Genomic DNA, 26748 nt, shown 5'->3' with positions numbered 1-26748 from the left:
TACATCGTTTCGTAAATAACTGTACTGATCACGCAGGATACGATTGCCGTTCCTGTATACAATAGCAACAGGTAGAAACATCCGGAAAGCCCCCACTTCTGAATGTTTTGGGAATTGCCAGAGTGCAAAGCACGCAGCAATTCGGTATCGGAGGGCAAAATACCTTTTGCCCCCAACATCATAAAAATGGCGGTGGCTGCTGTAAAAAACCTGAAATCAGGAAATTTTTGCAGCAGCCCTTTGCCCGTTTTTATATCTGCTTTTATACCGGTTTAGATTAGGAGAATTTTATGATCAATATTGAACATGTAAGCAAACAATTTGGCAGCCTTCAGGTGCTGGAGGATATTTCCATTAACATTGAACAGGGAGATATCTTTGGAATTATCGGACAGAGCGGTGCCGGTAAATCTACATTGCTGCGCTGTATAAATGGACTGGAAAAGTATAACGGCGGTTCTATTACAGTAGATGGAAAGGAAATTGCAGGTCTGAGTCAGAAACAGCTTCAGTTGGTACGCAAGGACATGGGAATGATCTTCCAGAACTTCAATCTGTTAGGCCGTCTGAATGTGTATGATAATATTGCTCTTCCTCTTCAGTTCTGGGGACAGAATAAGAACAGCAAAGAAAATCATGCCCGTATTATGGAGCTGTTAGATCTGGTTGGTTTAAAGGATAAGGTAAACAGTTATCCGAAACAGCTTTCCGGCGGACAGAAGCAGAGAGTGGCAATCGCAAGAGCCCTGGTCTTAAATCCAAAGATTCTTCTTTGTGATGAAGCGACCTCCGCTCTGGACCCCCAGATTACAAAGGGTATCCTGGCACTGCTTTCCAAGATCAACAAAGAACTGGGAATTACCATTGTTGTGGTAACACATCAGATGGAAGTTGTAAAAGAGATCTGCAATAAGGTTGCATTCTTAAAAAATGGTAAAATGATCGCTGCCGGAAAACCGGAAGAATTGTTTGTGGCACCAAATAAGGATGTTCAGGAGTTTGTAGGTGACAGTGTGGAATTTCTTCCAAAAGACGGTGTCAATGTCCGTCTGTTCTTTAACGATGAAACAGCCAGCGACAGCGCTATTACTCATCTGGCACATGACCTGGGCATCAATTTTGGTATCTGTCAGGGAAAACTGGAGAACTTCCGTGGAACCATTATGGGAAGCCTGGTGATCAATGTAACAGAAGCAGATAAAGAGCGTGTGACTGCATGGCTCACAGACAGATGTATCTTATGGGAGGTGCTTGAAAATGTATGATGTAATTATGAAAGCCTTTGGGCAGACTGTATATATGGTCATTGGTTCTACCCTTTTTTCCGTGATCTTAGGTTTTATCCCAGCCATTGTGCTCACAGTAACAGCACCGGACGGCCTGCGGCCTAATAAGATCATTTATGGGATCTTAGATATCCTTGTAAATGTATTCCGCAGCTTCCCATTTATCATTTTAATGGTTATCGTCATCCCGTTTACCCGTATGATCGCAGGAAAAGCCATTGGTACAAAGGCAGCTTTAGTGCCTCTGACCATTTCCGCAATTCCTTTTGTAGCCAGAGTTATTGAATCTGCTCTCCGCAGCGTAGATCACGGTCTTATTGAAGCCGCCCGTTCTTTTGGTGCAGGAGATCTGCAGATCATTTTCCGTGTATATTTAAAAGAAGCTCTTCCGGCTATTCTTTCCGGTATTACGCTGACCATGATCAGTCTGATCGGTTACAGCGCAATGGGTGGTGCCATTGGTGCCGGCGGTCTGGGTGACGTGGCTATACGTTATGGCTACCAGGCGTATAAAATGCCATATCTGGTAACTACCAGTATTGTGCTGATCATTTTTGTGCAGGTGATCCAGAGTATAGGAAATCTGCTGTATAAGAAATTATCATGATACCAGGGTCAAAAGGTCAGAAATCCGATGCAAGCTTGCTTGCAGGAGGATTTTTGAACTTGGGACCCGCCAAAAACATGAGTAAGAAGCCATTTTTGGAAGAAAAAATGAGCGGATTACGAATCAACATCATTATCATAAATCTATATAAAAAAGCAGCTGCTTTGCCACAGCCCCATATGAAAGGGCTGACAGAGCAGCTGTTTTTTATATCCGCAAAACAGGGACTGGTCTTATCTATGTAAATAACAGGCCGGACATGCAAAATCCCCCAACAAGATAAACCACATAAGCGGTGATCCATGCAATGGCACATTGCAAAAGCACTACGGCCAATGCCCATTTTCCGCCAAGCTCTCTCTTAATAGAGGCTATAGCGGCGATACATGGGGTATACAGCAGGCAGAATACTAACAGGCTGGCTGCAGACAATGGTGTAATGCTGGAAACCAGAATACTGGTTTTTCCAAAAAGGATGGATAATGTGGAGACTACACTTTCTTTTGCCAGAAATCCGGTAATAAGTGCTGTGGTGATACGCCAGTCACCCAGACCCATTGGATGCATCAAAGGTGCGGCCAGACCGGAGATCATAGCCAGGATGCTGTCTTTTGAGTCGGTCACAATGTTCAAATGCAGGTCAAATGTCTGCAGGAACCAGATCACCAGAGTAGCCATGAAAATAACGGTAAAAGCCCTCTGAAGGAAATCTTTTGCTTTATCCCACAGAAGATGTCCCACATTTTTAGCACCTGGCATGCGGTAATTTGGAAGCTCCATAACAAAAGGAACGGCCTCTCCTTTAAAAAGAGTGCTGCGGAAAATAAGTGCCATGAGGATCCCGATAATGATACCGCCGAAATATAAAGCTACCATCACCAGTGCACCATTTCCAGGGAAGAAAGCTGCAGTAAAAAAAGCATAAATGGGCAGTTTTGCAGAACAGCTCATAAATGGGGTAAGCAGGATGGTCATTTTACGGTCACGTTCCGATGGCAATGTACGGCTTGCCATAACGCCCGGTACAGTACAGCCGAAACCTACCAGCATAGGAACAATACTTCGGCCGGACAGACCGATCTTTCGCAGAAGTTTATCCATTACAAAGGCCACCCGCGCCATGTAGCCGCTGTCTTCCAGAAGGGACAGGAAGAAAAACAGGGTAACAATAACAGGAAGGAAGCTTAATACACTTCCTACACCATTAAAAATACCATCCATAACGAGAGAATGGATCACAGGATTTACATTCCACTGAATGAGAGAATGATCTACAAGAGTGGAAAAAGCAGAGATCCCGCTGTCTAATAGGTCTGATAGAAATGATCCGATGACACCAAAGGTAAGGTAAAATACAAGCCCCATGATACCGGCAAAGCAGGGGATTGCTGTGTATTTTCCAGTAAGGATCTTATCCATTTTTACGCTTCGCAGATGTTCCTTGCTTTCACGGGGTTTGATCACAGAGGAATCGCATATCTTCTCGATAAAATCAAAACGCATATGGGCGATCGCCGCTGCACGGTCAAGTCCACGTTCTGTTTCCATCTGCTGGATGATATGTTCCAGCATTTCTTTTTCATTTGTATCCAGATTGAGACTGCTCATGATCAGAGGATCGCCTTCAGCCAGTTTGGAAGCGGCAAAACGGACCGGGATCCGGGCTGCTTTTGCATGGTCTTCGATCAGATGCATAATGGCATGGAGGCAGCGGTGGACAGCACCGCCATCATCATTTACATCGCACAGGTCCATTTCTTTTGGCTGCTCCTGATATTTGGCAACATGAACAGCATGCTGTACCAGCTCATCGATACCTTCATTTTTAGCAGCAGAAATAGGAATGACCGGAATACCAAGCATTTCCTCCATCTGGTTTACAAGAATGGAACCGCCATTTTCCCGTACCTCATCCATCATATTTAAGGCAAGTACCATGGGAATATCCAGTTCCATTAACTGCATGGTCAGGTACAGGTTTCGCTCAATATTTGTGGCATCTACGATATTGATGATACCCTTTGGGTGTTCATCTAATAGAAAGCTTCTGGTGACCAGTTCTTCGCTGGAGTAAGGTGACATGGAGTAGATACCGGGAAGGTCCGTTACGGAAGTATTACTGTATCCCCGGATCACACCATCTTTCCGGTCAACTGTTACACCTGGAAAGTTTCCAACATGCTGGCTGGAACCTGTCAGCTGGTTAAATAATGTAGTCTTACCACAGTTCTGGTTTCCTGCCAGGGCAAATGTAAGTATTTCTGTATCAGGAAGGGGATTTTCGGTGGATTTCTCATGGAATTTTCCGCCTTCACCAAGTCCGGGATGAGGAATGGGCCGCTGTGTCTGAAGCACTGGCTCCTTTGACGTGCTGGCGGGCTGAGGGTCTCTTACATCTGTAATCTCAATTTTTTCTGCATCTGCAAGGCGCAGAGTAAGTTCATAGCTATGGATACGCAGTTCCATAGGGTCGCCCATAGGGGCGTATTTGACCATGGTCACTTCCCCTTTTGGGATAAGGCCCATGTCTAAAAAGTGCTGGCGCAGAGCTCCTTCCCCGCCAACCGAAAGTATAGTTGCAGTTTTTCCAATGGGTAGATCGCGAAGTGTCATACAAGGCTCCTTTTATTGCCCCTGGAGTAACGGAAACATGTTTCTGCACCAGGGGCAATTATTGATAAAAATTATCATTTTTTACTTGTCTAACGTATGACACGAAAGAAGATTTGTCAAGACTTTCTTATTTTCCTAAAGAATCAAACTCATCATAGATTTCTTTTGAAGGCTCTTTTGTAAGAAGAGAGACGATGATGATAGCAAGGCAGGAAAGGATAAATGCGGGAAGCAATTCATAAATATTGAAATTTCCGCCTAATGGGCGTACCAGATATTTCCATACAAAGACCATGATGCCGCCGGTAAGCATACCAGCCAGTGCGCCCTGCATATTAGTGCGGCGCCAGAAGAGAGCAAATAGTACCAGAGGTCCGAAGGAGGCTCCAAAGCCGGCCCATGCAAAGGATACGATAGTAAATACAGAGCTGTCCGGGTTCCATGCCAGAAAAACAGCAACAATGGCAATTCCCATAACAGTGAAGCGGGCTGCATTCATGGAAGCAGCAGTGCTCATTTTGATCTTTAAAAAGTCCTGGAGCAGGTTCTGGGATACACCGGAAGCAGCAGTTAAAAGCTGGGAATCAGCAGTTGACATGGTACATGCCAGGATGCCAGCAAGGACAACGCCTGCGATCAGTGACAGTAAGAAGCCGTTCTGTCCAAGAAGATGGGCAAACTGGATGATAACAGTTTCAGACTGGGAACTGGTGGTAAACATTGGGATAGAACCTGCTACAGAAGCACCGTATCCGATGATACCGATGAGAATGGCAACACACATGGAGATCAGTACCCATACAGTTGCGATTCGGCGGGAAAGCACCAGTTTCTTTTCTTCTTCAATAGCCATGAAACGAAGAAGGATATGGGGCATACCGAAGTAGCCAAGCCCCCATGCAAGTGTAGATATAATGGAAAACAGGCTGTATGGTGCAGCAGAGGCAGCTGCTCTGTCATGAAGCTGGGTCATGGAAAGATAACCGGCTAAAGATGTAGCGTTGTTTACAACTTCGTTCCAGCCGCCAGCCATATGGATGCCATAAAATACGATGACTATCAGGGAAATGGACATAACCACGCTCTGGATCAGATCCGTAGTGGAAACTGCCATGAAGCCGCCCATGACTGTATAGCCTACGATAACAACCGCACCAATGATCATGGCAATATGGTAGTCAGTGCCAAAAAGACTGGAAAACAGTGTTCCGATAGCTTTGAATCCGGATGCCGTATAAGGAATAAAGAAAATAAGGATGATAATGGCAGAAATGCACATCAGGATATTCTTATCGTCCTTAAAACGACGGGAAAAGAAATCGGGAATAGTAATGGCATTGCATATGATGGAGTAACGGCGCAGACGCTGTGCTACGATCAGCCAGTTTAAATAAGTACCGATGCCCAGGCCGATGGCGGTCCAGCCTGCATCTGCAATACCGGTGAGATAGGCAACGCCTGGGAGTCCCATTAGCAGCCAGCTGCTCATATCAGAGGCTTCTGCACTCATAGCTGTTACAAAGGGGCCGAGCTTTCTGCCGCCCAGATAGAAATCATCAGCGGAATCACCGCTGCCTTTTTTGCTGAAATAGAATCCTACGTATACCATTGCAAGCAGATAGATCACAATGGCTGACAGAATACCTACCTGTCCTGAGATCATAATATTATTCCTCCTCGAAATAATGTTCTCCCGTAGCCTTTCATGCACAGAAAGATTCCGGGAGAACATAATATTGAGGACGATTATAGCATACATAAAAATAGACTACAATACAGAATAATGTATAGAATAAATACTGTACGAATATTAAATAAATATGATAAAAATCAAGTATTTATATAGAAAAAATAACTGTACGATTATAAAAAATAAAACTTATACAAAAAACAAGAATTAAAATAATATCACCAGCAGGATGTACACTTTTAAGGAAGAAAGCTGCTTAAAAATCCCGGAAGGACCTTTGCGCTGTATTCTGTCAGGGCATATTCTCCTGCGCAGAGACACCAGTCATAAAGAAGGGCCCGTTCGCAGAGCGCATACAGCTTTACCATTTCATTTACATTGGAACGGCTGCTTAACTGGCCTTCAGACTGACCTTTGGCGATGATCTTTCGCAGCAGCTTGTAATAGGTCCGGTTGTGGTCTAACAGATGTTTTTCCCCATTGGTAGTCAGCTGGGTAGAATAAAGCCTTGCTAACAGGTCCAGGGAAATGCTGTCCTCGATCATATGAAAAAGTTCCCTGTTTAAAAACAGCAGCTGCTCCATAGCAGTCATTTCCGGTGTCAGAAGTCCGGTGAGTTCCTCGTATTTCTCATCAAAAAGAGAGCTTAAAGTAGAAAGAAGGGCATCTTTGCCGTCAAAATAGTGGTAAAAAGAGCCTTTGGAAGTACCAGAAAGCTCGATGATCTCTTCTACCGTTGTATCTTCATATCCCTGCTCATAAAACAGCTTCCAGGCTGCACTTACAATGCGTCCCCGGGTGTTGCGGTTGGATTTTTTGGCCATGTTTTTGTTCCCCCACTTTTAGTAAGATATAAAATTTATTTACAAAACATCAGCTGACAGCTTGGAATGGAAAAGATGGAGTCTGTATGTATAACCTGATTTAATAACTCGATAAAATAGGTTGCCTGCATAGATAAAGGCATTTTTTTCAGGTAACAATAGCATCGTTTACGTATGTAAAGAGGATTGTCCAGAGAAAAGTACGCCATGGGCTGTATAAGCTGCATACGTAAAGGTGTTTTAACAGGACAAAAGACCATACCGACTCCGGCTGAGGCAATTTTAACAGCAGTTTCGTTCCGGCTGATCTCCAATACAATATTAGGAAAAAGTTTATGCCTTTGAAACATAGCTGCTGCAACGGCTCCGATTCCTAACTGAGTTGGACATACAATAAAGTTTTCATGCCGGATTTTAGAGGACTCCAGGTAGTAAGGTGTAAGAGGGGAATTAGCGGTAAGGTTAATGGTTTTACATAATGGATGTGAATAGGGAACAGCCAGTATGATTGGATCTTCCATAAAAGTTTCCGTGCAAATTTCACTGTCCTGATAATAGGAGGTTACAATAGCCAGTTCGATTTTTTCTTCTTTTAGTAATTGGATCAGTTTTTCATTATGTTCTTCTATAAAATGAAGTTCAACATTGGGATGTCGCTGCTTAAATGTGGGAAGTATATAAGGCAGTACCTGGGCGGAAAATTCTGGAGTAAGACCGCAGGTAAAGGATCCTTTTAAAGTTAGTTCCTGTTTTTTTATATCATTTAAAAGCGCATCCTCCAGATTGGAAATGGTAGAAGCAGCTTCTATAAAACGCCTTCCAGATTCTGTAAGTGTAATAGGTGTTGTAGAGCGGTTAAAAAGACGGACACCAAGATCTTCTTCCAGGCGGTTGATATATTTTGTTAAGGCCGGCTGTGTAATGCATAAAGAGGCAGCTGCTTTTCTCATATTTCGGTAATTTGCAACTGCAAGTACATATTTGTAGGAGATATTGATCATAAAACATTCCTCCGCAGGATAATACATATGATAACAATATGTTATCAAAAGTTGAGAATAAATGTCATTGGACATAACCTTTTATTTATAATATACTGCAAATATACAAAAAGTAAACGAAAATTTAGAAAAAAACTGCAAAGACGCAAGAAAAACCTGTGTATTTTCTGCGCTTTTTTTATAATTTCTAAGATTACAAATTAATGTGATAAATTGATAAAGGAGGTACGCATGGATAGTGTAAAAAGTAAAATGAATAATCTGATCGACTCAATGAAGGAACAACTTTTTGAAATGGGAGATGCCATTTATGACCATCCTGAGATCGGATTACAAGAAGTATTTGCCGGCAAGCTATTGGAAGATTGGTTGGAAAATCATGGTTTTCTTGTGGAAAGAGGACTGGGAAGCATGCCAACGGCATTTCGGGCTGTATATGAGCAGGGCACGGGGGGACCTTCTATTGGACTTTTGACAGAGTATGATGCATTAGCGGGAATCGGACATGCTTGCGGGCATCATCTTCAGGGACCATGTATTCTTGCAGCAGCTAATGCAGTTTTAAGAGCTGGGATTGAAAAACCGTTTAAGCTGGTGGTATATGGGACTCCGGCAGAGGAGACCTTAGGCGGAAAAATCAATATGGTTCAGGAAGGATATTTTCGGGATATTGATGTAGCACTTATGATGCATGGAAGTCCAACTACAACCTGTGATGTTAAATCCATGGCAAATTATAGTTTGGATGTAACTTTTTACGGAAAAAGTGCTCATGCAGCTATTAATCCGGACAAGGGACGAAGTGCTCTTGATGCGCTGCTTTTAACATTTCAGGCTGTAGAATTTTTAAGAGAACATGTAAAAGAAGATGTACGTATGCATTATACGGTGAAAGACACATATAACATTCCAAGCAATGTAGTTTCTGAAAAGGCAACAGGCACTTTTACATTAAGATCTTATAATAATGCTACATTAGATGATGTGTATAGGCGTTTCAAAAAGATTACGGAAGGCGCTGCGCTGATGACAGAAACAACTTGTGAGATTACGGAAAATATGCATATGGCAGCGAAGATTCCAGCTTTAAAATTGAACGAGGAGATCATAAGATGTGCCAGAGATGTGAATGCACCAAGAATCAGTCCGCCGAGACAGAAGACAGGTTCTACAGATTTAGGAAATGTAATGGAGCTGATTCCTGGTTCCTGCATCAGAGTTGCATTTGTAGATGAACATGCGGCTGCGCATTCACAGGAATTTTTAGATCAGGGAAAGACAGAGCAAGGTCATAATGCAATCCTTTATGGAGCGAAGATCCTTGCAGATGTCTGTTACGATCTGGTCACGATACCTGGTCTGATGGATGAAATCAAGGCAGATTATAATGCACAGAAAGAAAAAATGAAACAGGAGGCATGATATGTGGAAGTATATTGTAAAAAGAATCCTAATGTTGATTCCGGTTATGCTTGCAACGATTTTTGTTGTGTATTTTATCATGGATCAATCTGATGTAGATCCGGCAAAAGTTATGTTAGGAGAAGGTGCTACGGAAGAATCTATACAGGAGCTTCATGATGAGCTGGGGCTGGATGATCCTTTTGTAGTACGCTATGTAAGATATGTAGGAAAACTTTTAAAGGGAGATATGGGAGAATCATATACTTATAAGACTGATGTTTCTGCGCAGATCATGGAACGATTACCTAATACAGTATTATTGGCTTCCTGTGGCGTTTTATTTTCTGTCATAGTGGGAATACCAATTGGAATCATAGCTGCTAGGAAGCAATATAGCATTTTTGATAATGTTTCAATGGTATTTAGTTTAATAGGAGCTTCTGCTCCGGCTTTCTGGATCGGCCTTTTACTGGTATTGATATTTAGCCTTAATCTGAAGATATTCCCGGCATCCGGAATGGGAAAAGGATTTGCAAATGTAGTAAGGTCACTGGTGCTTCCGGCTATTACCATTGGAATGAGCGGTGCCGCAACAACTGCAAGGATCACCCGTTCTTCTATGCTGGAAACAATCCGGCAAGATTATATTGATACAGCCCGTGCAAAAGGTACCAGTGAAATTACCATCACATTCCGTCATATGTTAAAAAATGCGCTGATCCCGGTTATTACAGCTGTTGGTTTAAATTTTGGCGTTCTTTTAGGAGAATCTGTTTTAACGGAAACAGTATTTGCATGGCCCGGAATAGGAAGATTTGTTATTGAGTCGATCAAAACTCAGGATATTCCCAGTGTTTTGGGATGTGTAGTAACACTTTCTGTTATGTTTACAATTGTAAATCTTCTGGTGGACATTTTATATGCTTTTGTAGATCCAAGAATCAAAGGACAGTATAAAACAGCGAAAAAGGTGGTGATCCGTAAATGAGTAAGAAACAGGCTGCAGAAATAGAAAATTATGCCGGACGCAGTTTATGGGAAGATGCGTGGTACCGTTTTAAAAAAAATAAACTGGCTGTTTTAGGGCTTATATTTGTACTTCTTTTAATAGTTATTGCATTTGCGACAATCATTATTGATATAGCTACCCATGGATCTGTTTATCAGGCACTGGCAGTAAAACAGAACCTGAGAATGAAACTTCATGGTCCTAGTTTACAACATATCTTTGGATGCGATGAATTCGGAAGAGATATATTCTTCCGCCTTATATGGGGAACCAGGTATTCACTGTTTATAGGAATCATATCCATTATCTTTGCATTGGTAGTAGGAGGACTTTTAGGTGCGGTTGCAGGCTTTTATGGTGGAAAGGTAGATAATATCATTATGAGAGTTATGGATATTTTTCTTTCTATACCATCAATGGTTATGGCGATTGCGATTGTTTCTGCACTGGGAACCAGCACATTTAATCTGCTATTATCAATTGCAGTACCTCAGATGCCCCGATTGGCACGTATTGTCCGGGCACAGGTTATGACTGTAAAAGGAAAGGATTTTATAGAAGCGAGCAGAGCTGTAGGAGCTGGGGATATGCAGATCATTGTGCAGGCATCCTTAAGCATAGGTTCAGCAATTCTGTCAATTGCAGGTTTAAGTTTCTTGGGAATTGGAGTACAGCCACCAACTCCGGAATGGGGTTCTATTTTGAGCTCAGCCCGTACTTATATGCGGGATGCCTGGCATATATCAGTTATTCCTGGTCTTATGATCATGCTTACAGTATTATCTTTGAATCTGGCAGGAGATGGTCTCCGTGATGCACTTGATCCGAAGATGAAGAACTAGGAGGAATGATAAAATGGCAATATTGGAGATAAAAAATCTAAGAGTTGATTACCAGACAGATGATGCCCTGGTACATGCCCTGAATGATGTGAATCTAAAAATGGAAAAAGGAAAGACATTGGGGCTTGTAGGAGAAACCGGAGCTGGAAAAACAACACTGGCTAAATGTATTATGGGAATACTTCCTCAAAGAACAGGAAGGATCCGGTCAGGAGAAATATTTTATGAAGACAAGGATCTTCTGAAAACAGAAGAGTATGAGATGAGAAAAATCAGAGGAAGCGAAATTGCAATGATCTTTCAGGATCCCATGACGTCATTAAATCCGGTTATGACAGTAGGAGAGCAGATTGCAGAGGCTGTTGAAAATCATGAACATTGTAAAAGAGAAAAGGCGATGGAAAGAGCCTGTGAGATGCTTGAATTAGTCGGAATACCGGCAGCCAGATCAACAGAATATCCGCATCAGTTTTCTGGAGGTATGAAACAGAGAGTGGTAATAGCAATAGCTCTGGCATGTAATCCGAAACTTCTGATTGCAGATGAACCGACAACGGCTCTGGATGTAACAATTCAGGCACAGGTTTTGGAAATGATGCAGGATCTAAAGCAGAAATTCAATACATCTATGCTGCTTATTACACATGATCTGGGTGTGGTAGCTCAAAACTGCGATATGGTAGCAGTGATCTATGCAGGACAGATTGTGGAGTACGGATCGGTATTGGATGTATTTAAACATATGCATCATCCCTATACAGTTGGTCTGTTTGATTCAATCCCTCAGATCGATTCGGCAGTGACTCGCTTGAAACCAATTCCTGGTTTGATGCCGGATCCAACTGACCTGCCGGAGGGATGTAATTTTTCCACACGTTGTCCTTATGCAGATGAAAAATGTAAAGCGAATGAACCTGAATTAGAAGAAGTCCGACCAGGTCATTTTGCCAGATGTTTTCATTGTAAACATTGAGAGAAATGAGGTATGCAGATGGAAAAACATGAGGAATTACTCAGAATAAAACATTTAAAAAAATATTTTCCGACACCAAACGGTCTTCTTTATGCAGTTGATGATGTGAATTTTTCAATTTCTAAAGGAGAAACACTGGGAGTTGTAGGTGAATCTGGCTGTGGAAAATCTACACTAGGAAGATGTATTTTAAGACTGATTGAGCCAACAGATGGTGAAGTAATATATCAGGGAGAAAATATTGTTGGATGTAGTAAGGAAAAAATGAAAGAACTGCGAAAGGAATTACAGATTATTTTTCAGGATCCTTATGAATCCCTTAATCCCAGGATGACAGTAAGCCAGGCAATTCAGGCGCCGCTTATTATACAGAAGATATATAAGGCCTCTGACCGGGTGGGGCTGGAGAAGAAAACCCATGAAATGATGGATCTTGTAGGATTGGCAAGAAGAGTGGCAAATTCATATCCACATGAACTGGATGGAGGAAGGCGTCAGAGAATAGGAATTGCCCGTGCATTGGCGTTAAATCCTAAATTCATAGTGTGCGATGAGCCAGTATCAGCTTTGGATGTGTCTATTCAGGCGCAGGTATTAAACTTAATGCAGGATCTGCAGCAGCAGCTGGGGCTTACATATATGTTTATTACTCATGATCTTTCGGTTGTAAAGCATTTATCTTCCAGCATCGTGGTTATGTATCTGGGGCAGATGGTGGAACAGGGGACACCGGAACAGTTATTTAATGATCCACGTCATCCTTATACAAAAGCACTTTTATCGGCAATCCCAATTCCGGATCCAGAAAAGAAGATGGAAAGGATTCAGTTAAATGGTGAATTGACGTCTCCTATTAATGTAGGAGCAGGATGTAGGTTTGCAAAAAGATGTTTGTATGCAAAGCCAGAATGCAGTACACAGAATCCGCAGCTGACAGAGGTAGAACCAGGACATTTTGTTTCCTGTATCCAGTGTAAATAAAGATAAAATTTACTCTCGCAAAATCAGATCCAAAAAGATTTCGGGAGGGCATAAAATTATAAAGGAGGAAAGTATTTATGAGGTTATCAAAGTTAGTCCAGATCAGAAAAAAAGGAATGTTGATTGCGGCAGCAGCATTGACAGCATGCGCACTTGCAGCATGTGGAGGTTCAGGATCTTCATCTGATACGAAGGGCGGAGAAAATACCAGTAAGGAAACATCAGCGGCTGAGACTGGTGGAACACAGAAAGATACATTGATCGTTGCAAAGGATGAGGATGTAACTTCACTTGATCCACAGGCAATTGTAAATCAGAAATCATTTTCTGTTTATTGTAATCTTTATGAAGGACTGGTCACATATGATGCTGAAACAAAAGAGATAAGTCCGTGCCTGGCTACAGAGTGGGAAGCAATAGATGATAAGACCTATCATTTTAAACTTCGCGAAGGTGTAAAATTCCATGATGGAAATGTAATGACATCTGAGGATGTATGCTTTTCTTTTGAACGTGCTATGAGCAGTGGCGTAGTATCTACTTACTTCAATTATCTGGATAGCATTGAACCAGATGGTGATAATGCAGTTATCATGCATTTAAAGATGCCGTATGCACAGCTTTATCAGGCACTTTCTAATCCATCTGCAGTAGTTGTTTCTAAAAAAGCAGTAGAGCAGTATGGAGATGATTTTGCCAAAAATCCATCTGGAACAGGCGCATATAAATTAAAGGAGTGGAAACAGGCAGATTCTATAACTCTGGAAGCTTTTGAAGATTACTGGAGTGAAAAACCAGTAACACCAACAGTTGTTTATAAAGTAATTCCGGAAGGTTCCCAGAGAACGATCATGCTGGAGAATGGAGAGGCAGATATTGCATATGCAGTACTTCCAAATGATGCAGGACGTATTGAAGACTCTGCAGATCTTACTATGATCCATGAACCAGGATACAAGTGCATGCTGTTTTATCTTAAAACAGATTCCAAAACATCTCCTGTAAAAGATAGTAAAGTTCGCCAGGCTATTCAGTATGCGGTTAATAAGCAGGAAATTGCAGATACAGTTGCTTATGGGTATGGACAGGTTGGTTCTCTTTACTGTACACCACTTACAACAGGTTATAATGCAGAAAAAGACCAGGGCGATATGTATGATGTAGATAAGTCTAAAGCATTGCTGGCAGAAGCAGGTTATGCAGATGGTTTTGATCTTGATTTTTATTGTCAGACAGGCCAGACTTATGAAGAAGTAGCTACAATCCTTCAGGCACAGCTGGCAGATGTTGGAATTAATTTAAACGTTATCACTATGGAGTCTAATACGATCAATGAAAAGGTTTACAGCGGTGAAGAAATACCGATTCGTATGGGATTTTATAATAACCTTTGTGGTGATGTAGATCTTGTAATGCAGAAATTACTTCCAAGTGCGTACGGTCAGGTTTATTTTAACGATGAAGTAGAAGAACTCATGAATGAAGCACGTTCTAAGACAGACGCAGCAGAGAGACAGAAAGTATATGATAAATTCTGGGATCTTATGGCTGAGGATGTTCCGTGGATCACAATTTATTATGAAGAGACCATGATCGGTCGCAGTAATAAAGTAGACGGATTTAAGCTTAATCCAGTGGGTGCTCATCAGTTAAAAACAGTAGCAGTATACGAATAGTAACTATATGTACAGAAAATCCCGCTTATTCGGGATTTTCTGTTTCAAAGGAGAACGCGGATGAATACATACGAGAAGATTACTGAAGAAGTAAATGTAGATCATATGTTGGAAGTGGCTAGTGGGCTGGCAAAATGGGAACGTCTTTCTGGATCTGACGAAGAATATGAAGCTTTTAAATGGCTGGAAAAGCAGTATCAGGAATATGGATTTAAAACTAGATTGATCCGCCATGATGCATATATCAGTCTTCCTCAGTTATCCAGACTTACTGTAAATGGAAAATGGGTATATTCGCAGACCCATTCTATGGTTCCATCTTCTCATTGTAGGGGAGAAATGGTTTATTGTCCTTCAGTGGATATGATAAAGAATACAGATTGTAAAGGAAGGGTGGTACTGACTAGAGGATGGGTTACATTTGCATCAGTGGAAGCGGCTCAGAAAAAAGGTGCAGTGGGAGTAATATCTATTCAGGATAAGGTGATCCGAGAATGCATACCATCTGCTTCTTGGGGTAGTCCTACGCCGGATGATTGGAAATATATTCCTGTTATTCCGGTGGTATCAATCCGTGATGATGATGGAGATCTTTTTGTGGAAAAGATGAAAGCAGGAGAAGTGTGCGTTGCCGAATTTACAACAATCGTAGATACGTCATGGAGAAAAATCCCTCTTTTGATTGCAGATCTGAAAGCACCGGTGGATACAGATCAGTTCTGTATGTTTACCGGTCATGTAGATTCATGGTATTATGGTGCAATTGATAATGGAACCGCAAATGCAGCACAGATGGAAGTAGCCCGTTTAGTTTCCGCCCACCAAAAAGAATTAAAGAGAAATTTCAGGATCGTACACTATTCAGGACATTCCCATGGTAGATATGCAGGTTCTGCCTGGTATGCAGATAATTTTTGGGAAGAACTGCATAAAAGCTGCGTTGTCAATGTTAATGCGGATAGCCTGGGTGGAAAAGATGCTATGGATGTGCAGCATTCAACGATCATGCCAGAAACAATGGGGCTGGCAGTTGAAGTGGTAAGACATCAGACAGGTGAACAGTTTGAGGGACTCAGGGCAGCCAGAAATGGAGATCAGAGTTTCTGGAATGTAGGAGTTTCCAGCGCATTTGCGTCCTTTTCAAGACACCAAAAAACACTGCAGGCGAATGGAGAAATGGGATTTGACAGAGGAGTGGCTGCTTTGGGAGCATGGTGGCATACGTCGGATGACCTTCCTAAGAATATAGATAGAGATAATCTATTGAGAGATGGAAAAGTATTTGCTGAATATGTAATGACATTTCTTACAGAACCTGTTGTACCGCTTAATTTCTGTGATACAGTAAATGATATTATGGATCATTTGAAAAATTGGGATGATATGGCTGGAGAAGAATACGATCTTTCAGAATCTGTTAAAAAGGCAGAAACGCTTCTGAACATTTGCGATATGTTTTATAAAAAGCAAATGGATCCAGAGAAGAAAAATCATCTGATCCTGAAACTGGCGCGCATTCTTGTACCGTTGGATTTTACCAGTGGTAATATCTATACAAATGAGCCGGCAAAGGCTATTGATGCGATGCCGTCTCTTTCTCTGATCCGGCAGTTGGTTTCTTCGGATACAGATGAGAACAAAAAGATGTCCATTAAGGTTGCTCTGAGAAGACATGTTAATTATGTGAATGATAGTTTAAATCAGGCACAGGAGCTTTTAGGAGAAGTGATTTAGGAGGAAAATTTACAATATGGATGTAAATGTACTTTTTGATTTAGTATCGAAAGAAATCAATAAAGAGAAGATGGTCCAAAATGTAAAAGAAATAGGAAAATGGCATCGTTATACTGGGGCAGCTGGTGGAGAAGCCTGTGTTGATCATCTTTTATCCGAACTGGAAAAAGCTGGGGTACCGGCAAAAGCAGAAAGATATCAGGCCTTTGTCAGTCTTCCTATAGATGAAGGTACAGAACTGGTACTGGAAAGTGGAGAACATTTAAGGCTGATCGGTGAAGTTTACAGTAAAGCAGTTGAAAATCTGGATTGTGAGATGGTTTATGATCATTGGTCTGAACAAAAGAAGATATATGAGTTAGAAGAAAAAGAAAGATTGAAATCATTTCGAGGTAAGCTCGTGCTGACTCATTCTGGTGGCGGTGATTTTGCAGAAAAACTATTTCGTGCAGGTGCGATCGGCATGATCCATATAAGTATGAGCAGAGGGGGATATATACATCATTGCAATATAGGTGCAGAATGGGGAACTCCTTCAGCAGATGCAATGAACCGTATAGTAAGTATTCCAGCAGCAGATGTATCTTTTGAAGATGGGCAAATGCTTATAGAACGATTGGAACAGGGAGAGACAATAAAAGGATTTCTTACGATCCGTATGGAATCAGGAGTAAGGAACAGTAGAATGGTGATTGCTGATATTCCTGGAAAAAGTGAAAACTTTATACTGATCAATGGCCATTATGATTCCTGGTATGAAGGCATTACAGACAATGCTACAAGTGATGCTATTATGTTGGAATTAGCCAGGGTATTCTGGAAACACAGAGAAAAACTGGAACGAAGTGTGAGAATAGCCTGGTGGTCAGGTCATTCTGATGCCAGATATGCAGGTTCTACCTGGTACTGCGATGAACATTTAGATGAATTGAATAAAAAATGTGTAGCGGATATCAATCTGGATCTGACAGGTTGTAAGCTGGCTGAACAAGTGAGAGCAAGAACAACCTGCATGGAAGGAGAAGATTTTACTGCCAGTGTAATTGAAGAATATACAGGATATAAGGCAAAACCATATATTCCAATGATACGTGGAGGAGATCAGAGCTTTTGGGGAGCTCATATTCCGATTGATATTATGTTCAAATATGAGCCAGTAGATGAAAAAAGAGTTTCTGCCTGCCCAAGTGGAGGACCATGGTGGCATACAGAGCAGGATACTCTGGATAAGCTGGATAATGATATTCTCTACAGAGATGCATTGATGAATTTAAAAATTGCATGCCGGATATTAAATTCTCAGGTTCTTCCTGTAGAAATGTGTGGTTTTGTGGAGAAGATGCAGGGATTCTTAAATGATATAAATGCGTCCACAGAGCCTGATTTTGATTTGACGCAGGTTATAAATGCAATAGAAAAAATGAAACCAGTCCTTAAGAAATTTGAATTCGAGATTAAACGTGTAGGTTCTGTAGAGGATGACAGGATCATTAAGGAGACAGCAGGAGAATTGAGCAGGCTTGTATATACAAGCGGAAGCCCATATCAGCAGGACAGATCTTGTGCATATGCACCATTTGGGGTATTAAAGCAGCAGGAAGGGGTCAATTTGAAAAACGTCTCAGAAGAGTGTTATTTGTTTAAGAAGACAGAATTTAAGAGGGCTTGCAATCGCATAATAGGTCAGTTAGAACATGTAATGTGGGTAATGGAACAATATTTGGACAGAAAAGGAGAAATGTAAAATTTTATGTATCCAATTATTCGATTAACACAGGAAGATCCATATGAAAGAGGCTTGGAATATGGAAGACAGGCAAGAGAAAAAATAGAAATCTGTGTAGAATATTATAAAAAACAATTTCTGAAAAAGGGAATGTTATGGGAAGTATTAAAAAAATATACAAACAGATTTTCGGAAATAATTACAGAGACCTGTCCGGAACAGATAGAAGAAATACGGGGAATATCAGCAGGTTCTCAGATACCTTTAGAGGAAATATTGATCATTAATGCACGTTATGAGATTTCAAAGTTTCCTAAAGAGCTGGAATGCACAACAGGAGCTGTTTGGGGTAAAGCAGTAAAAGACGGGCATATGTATGGATTTAAGAACTGGGACTTTAATCAGTGTGCACGCCCTCATATTGTAATTCTGGATATCCAATTAAAAAACGGTCCTCATATGATCGGCTTTTCTGAAGCCGGACAGATAATGCGAGATGGATTCAGTAGTAATGGAATTGCGATATTGGCCAATAATCTTCAGTCTGTTAATGATCATGCGGGATATGGTCTTCCGGTAACCTGTCTTAGAAGAAAGGTTCTTACATGTGCCACATTTAAGGAAGCAGAACAATTTATTTTAGCATCAGAACGAACTGTGTCAAATAATATCCTGTTAATAGATGGTTTTCATAATAAAGCAGTTGATTATGAGTGGCAGCCAGACGGTACTGTGGATATAATCGGACCAGAGCAGGATATGATCACACATGCTAATCATTTTATAGTGCATCCGGAAAGAGATGCTTTGGCTGGTCGGCCTAAAAACCGAGATCGCCGTTTAAGAGAACTTTTGATGGAACACTATGGAAAAATTGATTTGGATATTATTAAAGAATGCTTGAAAGATCATAAATATTATACTTTATCAGTATGTGGGCATCCAGATCCGCAAGGAGATGCGTATTCAAAAGACCGGATGACCGTTTCTTCTATGATAGGAGATTTTTATAATAAAAAAGTTTATATTACAGCCGGTCCGCCGTGTTGTAATGAATATGTAGAGTTTGAACTGTAAAAGAGAAGGCTGTTCTGCAATAGATGTTTTATCTGCAGAACAGCCTTTTAATTTACTTACAGAACCATAGCGATCACAAAGTTATAAATAGTGCAGGTGATCACGCTGATGGGGACAGCTACCATGAGAAGACGGTTAAACAGCTCATTGCGTTCTTCTTCTTTCGGGGTGGAACCAAGGATCAGGGAACCGCCGGAAGAAAATGGGCTGATGGCGCTGGACTGGGCACCAAGGATCGTGCAGGCAAATAATACCGGTGCGCTTAAACCTACAGAAGCAGCCAGATTCGGGATCAGCGGGAACAATGCAGGAGCAACTACTCCTGTGGTGGAGCTGAAGAAACTCATGATGGCACCTACCAGGCAGAAAGCAATAGGAACCAGAGGCTTTGGTACATTGGAACCGATCCAGGTGGAAAGTGCTTCAATGGTTCCTGCTTCTACTGCAACAGCGATCAGCATACCGGCGCCTGCGATCATGATAATAGTATTCCAAGGGATGCGGGCAATGGCTTCTTTCTGAGGTGCCAGCTTTAATAAGAGGGCGATCACAGTAAAGATAATAGCAACCAGACCGACATCCACTTTTCCACTGATATATTTAACAGCAGTATTTCCTGACATAAGGATATTTAACAGCGGGAAGATCAGAACTACAGCCATCATGGCTAACATTAAAGTGAGAGTGGTCTTCTGATCTTTTGTAAAAGCTTCAGGTTTTTTAAAAGTAACGCCTTTTCCAATATTTCTGTTTTCCTTAAAACCAAAGCGGAAAATGGTAATGAGGATCAGGGAGAAGATGATAGCAAAGATAAAGATCTTCATTTCCATATTGAAGGAATCTACGGCTGCGATATCAGGAGAAGCCTCATAGGCTGTATCAGCCAGACCGCGGAAAACGACCCCAAGATTGGAAGTTGGAAAATTGCCACCTGCTAAGGCACCACAGTTAATGGCAACAGCACCGGTTAATTTGTCCATTCTGGACTCATCGCAGATCACAAGGGTGATAGGAGCCAGGAATGCAAGAACCGTAAAATAAGTAGCACCCATAACAGAAAGGATGACAGCTACTGCAAACAGTGCATAAGGAAGCAATCCCGGAAAATTGCGACAGGCATATAACAGGGCGCCGGACATTTTCTCCAGAGTTCCGTTGATAGCAGCAAAATTATAAAATAACGAAACGGACAAGATAACAAACATGGTGTTTGTAGGCCAGAAAGCGATGACCTGTTTTGGTTTTAATCCCATAACGAAACATCCGATGATGTAGGCAAATACAATACAGAAAAGACCAGTGTTGATCTTTGTTCTGTATCCGAGAAAGATTGCCAGCGCGATTGAAAGAATGATAATGATACTTAACATACGTTCCCCTCCTAATATATGTTATATTTTACTGAAGCTTTTATTCAGCAAGCTTCTTATTCAATTCCAAGAAGCTTGTAAGGAATTGTTTTTGTCATGTGGTAAATATGTTCTTCCGGGATACCATGATCAGCCAGATATTGCATATATTCCTCTAAAGCCAGCTCCCAGTTTGGATTTTCTGTCTGCCCGCCGTCTGTATCTACCATAACATGTTCATAGCCTACTGTTTTGATGATTTCCAGATTGTCCGGGAGATTGCTCTTGTAAGCGCCACCGCCCATGTTCTGTGCATAACACCGTTCAAGGATCACATCATAATCTTTTACCAGGCGGATCTGGTCTTCCATGCTCATGTCTACTACCCACCATTCCGGATGAGTAATAACGATCTTCTTTACGCCGGCATCTCTTGCGGCTTCCACAACTACAAATGCTTCTTTTGGAGAAACATGGGCAGTTCCGAGGACTGCATCATGGTCGCGGATCAGCTTAAATACATCAATAAGCTCTGGAACCACCTTTCCATCCCGTACCAATTCAATCCCATCAGCTGGATTCTGCCCCATTTTCTCTAAATGGCGTTTTGCAGACTGGGTAGGAAGCCAGATCTCTTTTGCGCCCAGCTTTAAGCCCTTTTCTACTGCTTCAGGGTTGATGCCACCGATGACTTTGTTCATAACAACGCCGCCGTACATAGTGAAGCCGGTATTTTCACCATAAACTCTTTTTACGTATTGATTAGTGAGGTAAGCACGGTTTACCGTAAAGCCCAGATGGGTCTTTATAACAATGGCTCTGGCGCCCACTCTGATCGCAGCATCTGCCAGCTGAAAATCATCATAAGCACGAAGTCTTAAGTCTGGATTTGTGTGTACGTGCATATCGCACACGCCTTTCATGGAAATCTTTCCCATAGTGAACCTCCATTTTGAGAGTATGTTTTATTGATCTGTTTTTATCAGTTTATATCATTATAATAATCTATTTTTGCCAACAGAAAAATGCAAAATATGATATAATATATATCGGAAAAACCGATATCAATAAGTGAAAAGCAGATGGGAATGTGCAGATCCGTCAGTGCAGGTTGAACAGATGAAGGGGAATACAGATCATGGAAATGAAAGAATTATATTATTTTATTGCCATAGCAGAAGAGAAGAGCATTTCAAAAGCGGCAGAGCGGCTGTTTATGGCCCAGTCCAGCCTTAGCCAGTTTTTAGGCATACTGGAAAATAACGTAGGAAGCAAACTGTTTATCCGTACTTCTAGAGGCGTATGTCTGACCCAGGAAGGGGAGCTGATGCTTCAGTATGCTTATAAGACACTGGCAGAATACAGATCGGTACAAAATGAGATCAAAGATATCAAACAGTTAAAAAGCGGTCGTGTGATCATGGGGATCAGTACGTTCAGAGGTTCCTATCTTCTTCCGCCTGTGTTGAACGCATTCCATCTGGAGCACCCGGATGTGAAGGTAGAGATTGTGGAGAAAAATTCTATGGCATTGGAACAGATGCTGCTGTCCGGTGAGATTGACATTGCCCTTCTGGTCATGTCTGAGGCAGATCCTAGACTGAACATAGAGCGTGTTATGAAAGATGAGATATGCCTGCTCACCAGCCCTACTCATCCGATCATGGCTTTTGTCCGAGATAATGAGGATAACTCTGATTCCAGGATACCCCAGTACGTGAATTTAAAAGATACCCTTGCATATGAATATCTTCTCAGCGACTACGATACCATCCTGGGACGGGAAGCAAGGCGCATCTTTAACAGAAATGGGGTACAGCCCATTGCCAGCAACCATGCGCTGTCAGCCCTTATGTCAGCAGCTATGGGAGCAGCGGGACTTGGACTTGCATTTACTTATTACAGCTCCAGACATTATTTCAGAAATGCAGAATTTTTATCTTTAGGCGCAGAAAGTGCCTTTGTAGACTTAGGTATAGCACTGCCGCCTGGCAGATACCATTCCAGAGCAGCTTTAGCGCTAAAAGATACCCTGATGGAGGTTTTACAGGCGGCAGATGGGTGAATATACGAATGTTGCCAAGCAGTTATTTCTCCTCACGGCTGCAGATTGCCAGCCGGTGCTGGTATTTCTCCCTTGTAGCCATTCCGCCCCTGATATGGCGCTCAGATTTGTTCAGATCCAGGACCACTCGGGTCTGGGCGGCAAGAGATGGATTGATAGAGATAAGTCTCTCCGTGCAGTCCTTATGCACTGTACTCTTGCTTATCCCAAATCGTTTTGCAGTCTGGCGTACCGTAGCGTTGTGATCTATAATGTAATTAGCAATGGCCACAGCCCGTTCTTCAATATAATCTTTCAAAGGAAAACCCCTCAGAATACTTTTGTACAGTCTATGAAAGTATCTGAGGGGTTATGTATAGAGATTGTATCAGTTTTGAATCACATGCGATTTGGAAAGTTCTTTTCCCTGTTAGAATAAATATATCTTATTACTTTGTGAATATTGCTGAAATATATGATATAAAAGTTCAAATGGATATGGAAAGTTGATAAACGTGGCAGAGGGGAGGTACTTGAAAGGTAGATTGATGATTTTAATATACTAATGGTACACACTCAAAGTTGAAGGTATTGTTATTGTCAGAAAGGAGTATGATGTTTATGAAAAGAATATTATCACTATTATTATCTGCTATGCTTCTGTTGTCAATATCATTTACGACTTTTGCGGAATCAAACGTCATCACGACTAATATTCAAACCTTAGAAAAAAGTGATGAGAAATGTGTAGTAAAAGAAACGAGAACAGATAGTATTATTATTTCTACAAACGATAAAGTTAATAATACATTGACAATTGAAACTTACGATATATCTGATAAAAGAAAGCTTAATACCCAAACGTATTTCCTGAATGTATTAGAAAAAAACATTGAACTGAATAATAAAATTGAGCTTTTGAGCGGAGATGAGTATGAACATACTTTTTCTGATCGCGAATATGATATTTATTTTGAGTATGAATCCCCTCAATGGCAAATCCGTTCTAAGAATGAACGAAAATTAGGATATGAAAGTACTGTAAATGATATGAGTTATCTGGAAAACTTTCGTTTAGCAGTTAAAGATGTTAACTCTGCCGAGAAAAATATCATAGGTTCTGTAGGTAGTACAGTTGCAGTAACAGCAATTGCTGCATATTTAACAGGTGGCATTGGTGCCGGTTCTGCTGCCGCAGGGGGGAGTGCAGCTATAGTAGCTGCTTTTACAGACTTAGATAATGCTTGTGATAATGCAGACTACTACTTTGGAAGAGTTGAGTTTGCTCCATATTAAAGAGATGAATAAGCCCATTATAGTAATTGATTTTATAGGATCAATTTTTATTGTTTTTATGGTTTACCCCGTAACTATAAAAACATATATGGATATATATGTGTTATGTTTAGATATACTCTATATTTTTTTATCAGTAGTCGTATTGAAAAAAAATATGTTTAATAGACTGAACATAAATATCTTTATGATTGCCGGACTATTAGTTGGTATTGTTTTTGAAGTTTTGCTTAATTTTGGACAAGCTTCCATGTCCGATTATTTTAACTTGAAAGCCTTTTTACTTTTTATCATTTTACAGGTATCTTTGATCAATGCAGGAAATTATCTTTTAAAAACTTTTTAACTTTTTTTGACTATTCGCTCAACATCATAAAACACAGCCATGTATTTCAGAAAGGGACTATAGGAGGATATGTTGTAGCTGGTATCGGTGGAGTGGAATTGTTATTTGCCAAAAAGACTGGTGTCCGTATCTCCAAGAGAATTTTCAATGGATTTGGAAATGCTGTTTTCTGCAAAATAGTAGATTAATAAATTTTCACTTTTGGTCGATATGTAATATAAGATTAAAATGGGAACTTGGTTTTGAATTGGATCTTGATCAGGTGTGGTGTTGAAAAGAATAGGAACGGGTATTTAGCCATCTGGACAATTAGATTCGGGTGGCTTTTTACTGTAGAGTGAATAGGACAGAAGGGAAATATGGACGAAAAGATACTAGTGACAAGGCCTTCAATGCCGTCATACGATGAATATATAGAGGCGATAAAACCATTGTGGGATTCTCATTGGATCACAAATATGGGAACATATCATCAGCAACTTGAAAAAGAACTAAAAGAATATCTGGATGTGCCGGGACTGTCATTAATGGTTAATGGACATATGGCACTGGAACTTGCGATCCAGGCATTTGATTTTCCAGAAGGAGCAGAAGTTATAACGACTCCGTTTACCTTTATATCTACGACACATGCAATCATAAGAAACAGATTAAAGCCGGTATTTTGTGATGTTAAGCTAAATGATGGAACAATAGACGAAACAAAGATAGAAGACCTGATAACGGAAAATACAGTGGCAATCCTGCCGGTACATGTCTACGGAAATGTGTGTAATGTAGAGAAAATTCAAAAAATTGCAGACAAGCATGGTCTCAAAGTGATCTATGATGCCGCCCATGCTTTTGGAGTGAAATACAAAGGGAGAGGAATTGGAAGTTATGGCGATGCATCGGTGTTTAGCTTTCATGCCACAAAGGTCTATAATACGATCGAAGGCGGCGCAGTATCATTTTCAGATCTCAGCTTATACGAAAAATTACATAATTTGAAAAATTTTGGAATACGGGGAGAAGATCGGGTGATCTCCATAGGTGGCAATGCGAAAATGAATGAATTCTGTGCGATCATGGGATTGTGCAATCTGAAGCATATTGATGAGGCGATTCAGGCGAGGAAAGAGAGATACGCACATTACATAGAATTATTAAAAGATACTGTGGGAATTAAACGGCTTGGGAGAAATAAAAACGCAACCAATAATTATGCGTATTTTCCAATACTTGTCAAAACGGAATATGGAAGAGACAGAGATGGGCTATATGATTATTTAAGGCAAAATAATATATATGCGAGAAAGTATTTTTATCCCATTACAGCGGACCAGGAGTGCTTTAGGGATAAATATAAAAAACTGATGCTGCCGGCAGCAAGAAATATTTCAAAACAAATATTGACTTTACCGCTGTATGAAAATCTGGACATGAGAAGTATATCAGATATATGCACGATAATAAACGATACGAAGGAGAGAAAGCATTAGCATGAAAATAGCAATTATGCAGCCGTATCTTTTTCCATATATAGGCTATTTTTCACTTATAAAAAATACGGATCATTTTGTATTCTTTGATACGCCGCAATATATCAGAAAGGGCTGGATCAATAGAAACAGGATTATAGGGGCTACGGGGGAAGCAGTCTTTTTTACGATACCTGTGCAAAAAGCGAAAAGGGAAACGCCCATTAATAAAATAATGATCTCACAAAATGAAAACTGGAAAATGAAGATACTGGGGCAGCTTAACGTGTACAAAAGGGCTCCTTATTATAACGAGGTGATCCAGCTTGTAAATGATACATTAGGTATACAAACATCAAGCATATCGGATATGGCAATAGCCAGTATTGTAAAAACATGTGAGTATCTGGGAATACACATGAAAAGCGATGTCTTTTCAGAAATGAATCTGCGTATACCAAATGTAAATGCACCGGATGAATGGGCTTTATATATTACGAAAGAATCAGGATATGATACATATGTAAACCCACCGGGCGGGAGATCCTTCTTTGACCCGGAAAAATATAAAAAACATAATATAGATCTGCAGTTTCTGGAACAGGAGATCGTGCCATACAGACAAAAAGGAAAGGAATTTATTCCGGCTTTGTCAATCATTGATGTTATGATGTTCTGCAGTAAAGATCAAATTGCCAGTATGCTGCGCCAATATCAGATAAGGAGAAAAAATGAGAACGGATATCAATAGAACAGCCTTAAATATTTCTACATTTTGTAATCTTCGATGCAAACACTGCCTGGCTTTTA

The 26748-nt window shown here is 40.8% G+C and carries 24 protein-coding genes; 17 read left to right on the top strand and 7 right to left on the bottom strand.

Annotated elements, in window-relative coordinates:
- Positions 1 to 290 precede the first annotated feature (290 nt).
- The 3 genes from OGM16_03500 to OGM16_03490 are packed head-to-tail and all read left to right on the top strand — an operon-like array spanning position 291 to position 2138.
- Positions 291 to 1265, top strand: coding sequence for a methionine ABC transporter ATP-binding protein (locus OGM16_03500; GenBank protein ID UYJ47351.1), 975 nt, complete (start codon positions 291 to 293; stop codon positions 1263 to 1265).
- Positions 1258 to 1893: an ABC transporter permease gene (locus OGM16_03495; protein ID UYJ47350.1), complete on the top strand. Its 636-nt coding sequence runs from the start codon at positions 1258 to 1260 to the stop codon at positions 1891 to 1893. The genes OGM16_03500 and OGM16_03495 overlap by 8 nt, the downstream gene beginning before the upstream one ends.
- Positions 1894 to 1952: 59 nt before the next feature.
- Positions 1953 to 2138, top strand: coding sequence for a hypothetical protein (locus OGM16_03490; GenBank protein UYJ47349.1), 186 nt, complete (start codon positions 1953 to 1955; stop codon positions 2136 to 2138).
- Here the strand turns inward: OGM16_03490 and feoB are convergent.
- The 4 genes from feoB to OGM16_03470 form a co-directional block, all read right to left on the bottom strand.
- Complete coding sequence (feoB, locus tag OGM16_03485) at positions 2131 to 4506, bottom strand: ferrous iron transport protein B (GenBank protein ID UYJ47348.1); 2376 nt, start codon at positions 4504 to 4506, stop codon at positions 2131 to 2133. The two genes, OGM16_03490 and feoB, sit on opposite strands and share 8 nt — an antisense overlap.
- A gap of 127 nt (positions 4507 to 4633) precedes the next feature.
- Positions 4634 to 6169, bottom strand: a complete 1536-nt coding sequence (gene putP, locus OGM16_03480) for a sodium/proline symporter PutP (protein UYJ47347.1) — start codon at positions 6167 to 6169, stop codon at positions 4634 to 4636.
- A gap of 266 nt (positions 6170 to 6435) precedes the next feature.
- A complete protein-coding gene (locus OGM16_03475; protein ID UYJ47346.1) occupies positions 6436 to 7020 on the bottom strand; it encodes a TetR/AcrR family transcriptional regulator in 585 nt (194 codons plus the stop codon).
- Between the two features lie 35 nt (positions 7021 to 7055).
- Complete coding sequence (locus tag OGM16_03470; protein ID UYJ47345.1) at positions 7056 to 8021, bottom strand: LysR family transcriptional regulator; 966 nt, start codon at positions 8019 to 8021, stop codon at positions 7056 to 7058.
- A gap of 231 nt (positions 8022 to 8252) precedes the next feature.
- Between OGM16_03470 and OGM16_03465 the strand changes: the two genes are divergently transcribed.
- From OGM16_03465 to OGM16_03425, 9 genes are all read left to right on the top strand, one after another.
- Positions 8253 to 9443 carry a M20 family metallopeptidase gene (locus OGM16_03465; protein ID UYJ47344.1) on the top strand — a complete coding sequence of 397 codons (1191 nt, stop codon included), beginning with the start codon at positions 8253 to 8255 and terminating at the stop codon, positions 9441 to 9443.
- 1 nt (position 9444) lies between these two features.
- Entirely contained in the window at positions 9445 to 10413 is a 969-nt protein-coding gene (locus tag OGM16_03460; protein UYJ47343.1) for an ABC transporter permease, read from the top strand.
- The gene (locus OGM16_03455) at positions 10410 to 11276 is read left to right on the top strand and encodes an ABC transporter permease (protein UYJ47342.1); all 867 of its coding nucleotides are present in this window, start codon (positions 10410 to 10412) and stop codon (positions 11274 to 11276) included. Before OGM16_03460 ends, OGM16_03455 begins: the two co-directional genes overlap by 4 nt.
- 13 nt (positions 11277 to 11289) lie before the next feature.
- Entirely contained in the window at positions 11290 to 12249 is a 960-nt protein-coding gene (locus tag OGM16_03450; protein ID UYJ47341.1) for an ABC transporter ATP-binding protein, read from the top strand.
- 18 nt (positions 12250 to 12267) lie between these two features.
- The gene (locus tag OGM16_03445) at positions 12268 to 13230 is read left to right on the top strand and encodes an ATP-binding cassette domain-containing protein (GenBank protein UYJ47340.1); all 963 of its coding nucleotides are present in this window, start codon (positions 12268 to 12270) and stop codon (positions 13228 to 13230) included.
- Between the two features lie 77 nt (positions 13231 to 13307).
- Complete coding sequence (locus OGM16_03440; GenBank protein UYJ47339.1) at positions 13308 to 14906, top strand: ABC transporter substrate-binding protein; 1599 nt, start codon at positions 13308 to 13310, stop codon at positions 14904 to 14906.
- A gap of 60 nt (positions 14907 to 14966) precedes the next feature.
- The gene (locus OGM16_03435; GenBank protein ID UYJ47338.1) at positions 14967 to 16640 is read left to right on the top strand and encodes a M28 family peptidase; all 1674 of its coding nucleotides are present in this window, start codon (positions 14967 to 14969) and stop codon (positions 16638 to 16640) included.
- Between the two features lie 16 nt (positions 16641 to 16656).
- On the top strand, positions 16657 to 18384 hold the full coding sequence (locus OGM16_03430; protein ID UYJ47337.1) for a M28 family peptidase: 1728 nt from the start codon (positions 16657 to 16659) through the stop codon (positions 18382 to 18384).
- A gap of 6 nt (positions 18385 to 18390) precedes the next feature.
- Entirely contained in the window at positions 18391 to 19443 is a 1053-nt protein-coding gene (locus OGM16_03425; protein ID UYJ47336.1) for a C45 family peptidase, read from the top strand.
- 56 nt (positions 19444 to 19499) lie between these two features.
- On the opposite strand, the gene OGM16_03420 is transcribed toward OGM16_03425, so the two are convergent.
- Together OGM16_03420 and OGM16_03415 are read right to left on the bottom strand one after the other, a co-directional pair.
- On the bottom strand, positions 19500 to 20813 hold the full coding sequence (locus tag OGM16_03420) for an SLC13 family permease (GenBank protein UYJ47335.1): 1314 nt from the start codon (positions 20811 to 20813) through the stop codon (positions 19500 to 19502).
- Positions 20814 to 20869: 56 nt separating this feature from the next.
- Positions 20870 to 21730: a DUF6282 family protein gene (locus tag OGM16_03415; GenBank protein ID UYJ47334.1), complete on the bottom strand. Its 861-nt coding sequence runs from the start codon at positions 21728 to 21730 to the stop codon at positions 20870 to 20872.
- 200 nt (positions 21731 to 21930) lie between these two features.
- Here OGM16_03415 and OGM16_03410 point away from each other — a divergent pair, with 200 nt between their 5' ends.
- On the top strand, positions 21931 to 22857 hold the full coding sequence (locus tag OGM16_03410; GenBank protein ID UYJ47333.1) for a LysR family transcriptional regulator: 927 nt from the start codon (positions 21931 to 21933) through the stop codon (positions 22855 to 22857).
- A gap of 22 nt (positions 22858 to 22879) precedes the next feature.
- Here the strand turns inward: OGM16_03410 and spoIIID are convergent, their stop codons facing one another.
- Entirely contained in the window at positions 22880 to 23155 is a 276-nt protein-coding gene (spoIIID, locus tag OGM16_03405) for a sporulation transcriptional regulator SpoIIID (GenBank protein ID UYJ47332.1), read from the bottom strand.
- A gap of 302 nt (positions 23156 to 23457) precedes the next feature.
- Between spoIIID and OGM16_03400 the strand changes: the two genes are divergently transcribed.
- The 4 genes from OGM16_03400 (at position 23458) to OGM16_03385 (ending at position 26689) form a co-directional block, all read left to right on the top strand.
- Positions 23458 to 24132, top strand: a complete 675-nt coding sequence (locus tag OGM16_03400) for a geobacillin-26 family protein (protein UYJ47331.1) — start codon at positions 23458 to 23460, stop codon at positions 24130 to 24132.
- A complete protein-coding gene (locus tag OGM16_03395; GenBank protein ID UYJ47330.1) occupies positions 24104 to 24478 on the top strand; it encodes a hypothetical protein in 375 nt (124 codons plus the stop codon). Before OGM16_03400 ends, OGM16_03395 begins: the two co-directional genes overlap by 29 nt.
- A 359-nt stretch (positions 24479 to 24837) precedes the next feature.
- Positions 24838 to 25959: a DegT/DnrJ/EryC1/StrS family aminotransferase gene (locus tag OGM16_03390; GenBank protein UYJ47329.1), complete on the top strand. Its 1122-nt coding sequence runs from the start codon at positions 24838 to 24840 to the stop codon at positions 25957 to 25959.
- 1 nt (position 25960) lies between these two features.
- Positions 25961 to 26689, top strand: coding sequence for a WbqC family protein (locus tag OGM16_03385; GenBank protein ID UYJ47328.1), 729 nt, complete (start codon positions 25961 to 25963; stop codon positions 26687 to 26689).
- Positions 26690 to 26748 lie beyond the last annotated feature (59 nt).

This window comes from Lachnospiraceae bacterium (assembly GCA_025758065.1).
In the GTDB taxonomy this organism is placed as follows: Bacteria; Bacillota; Clostridia; order Lachnospirales; family Lachnospiraceae; genus Enterocloster.
The sequence above is the reverse complement of the archived record's forward strand: the minus strand, read 5'-3'. Positions and strand labels throughout refer to the sequence as shown.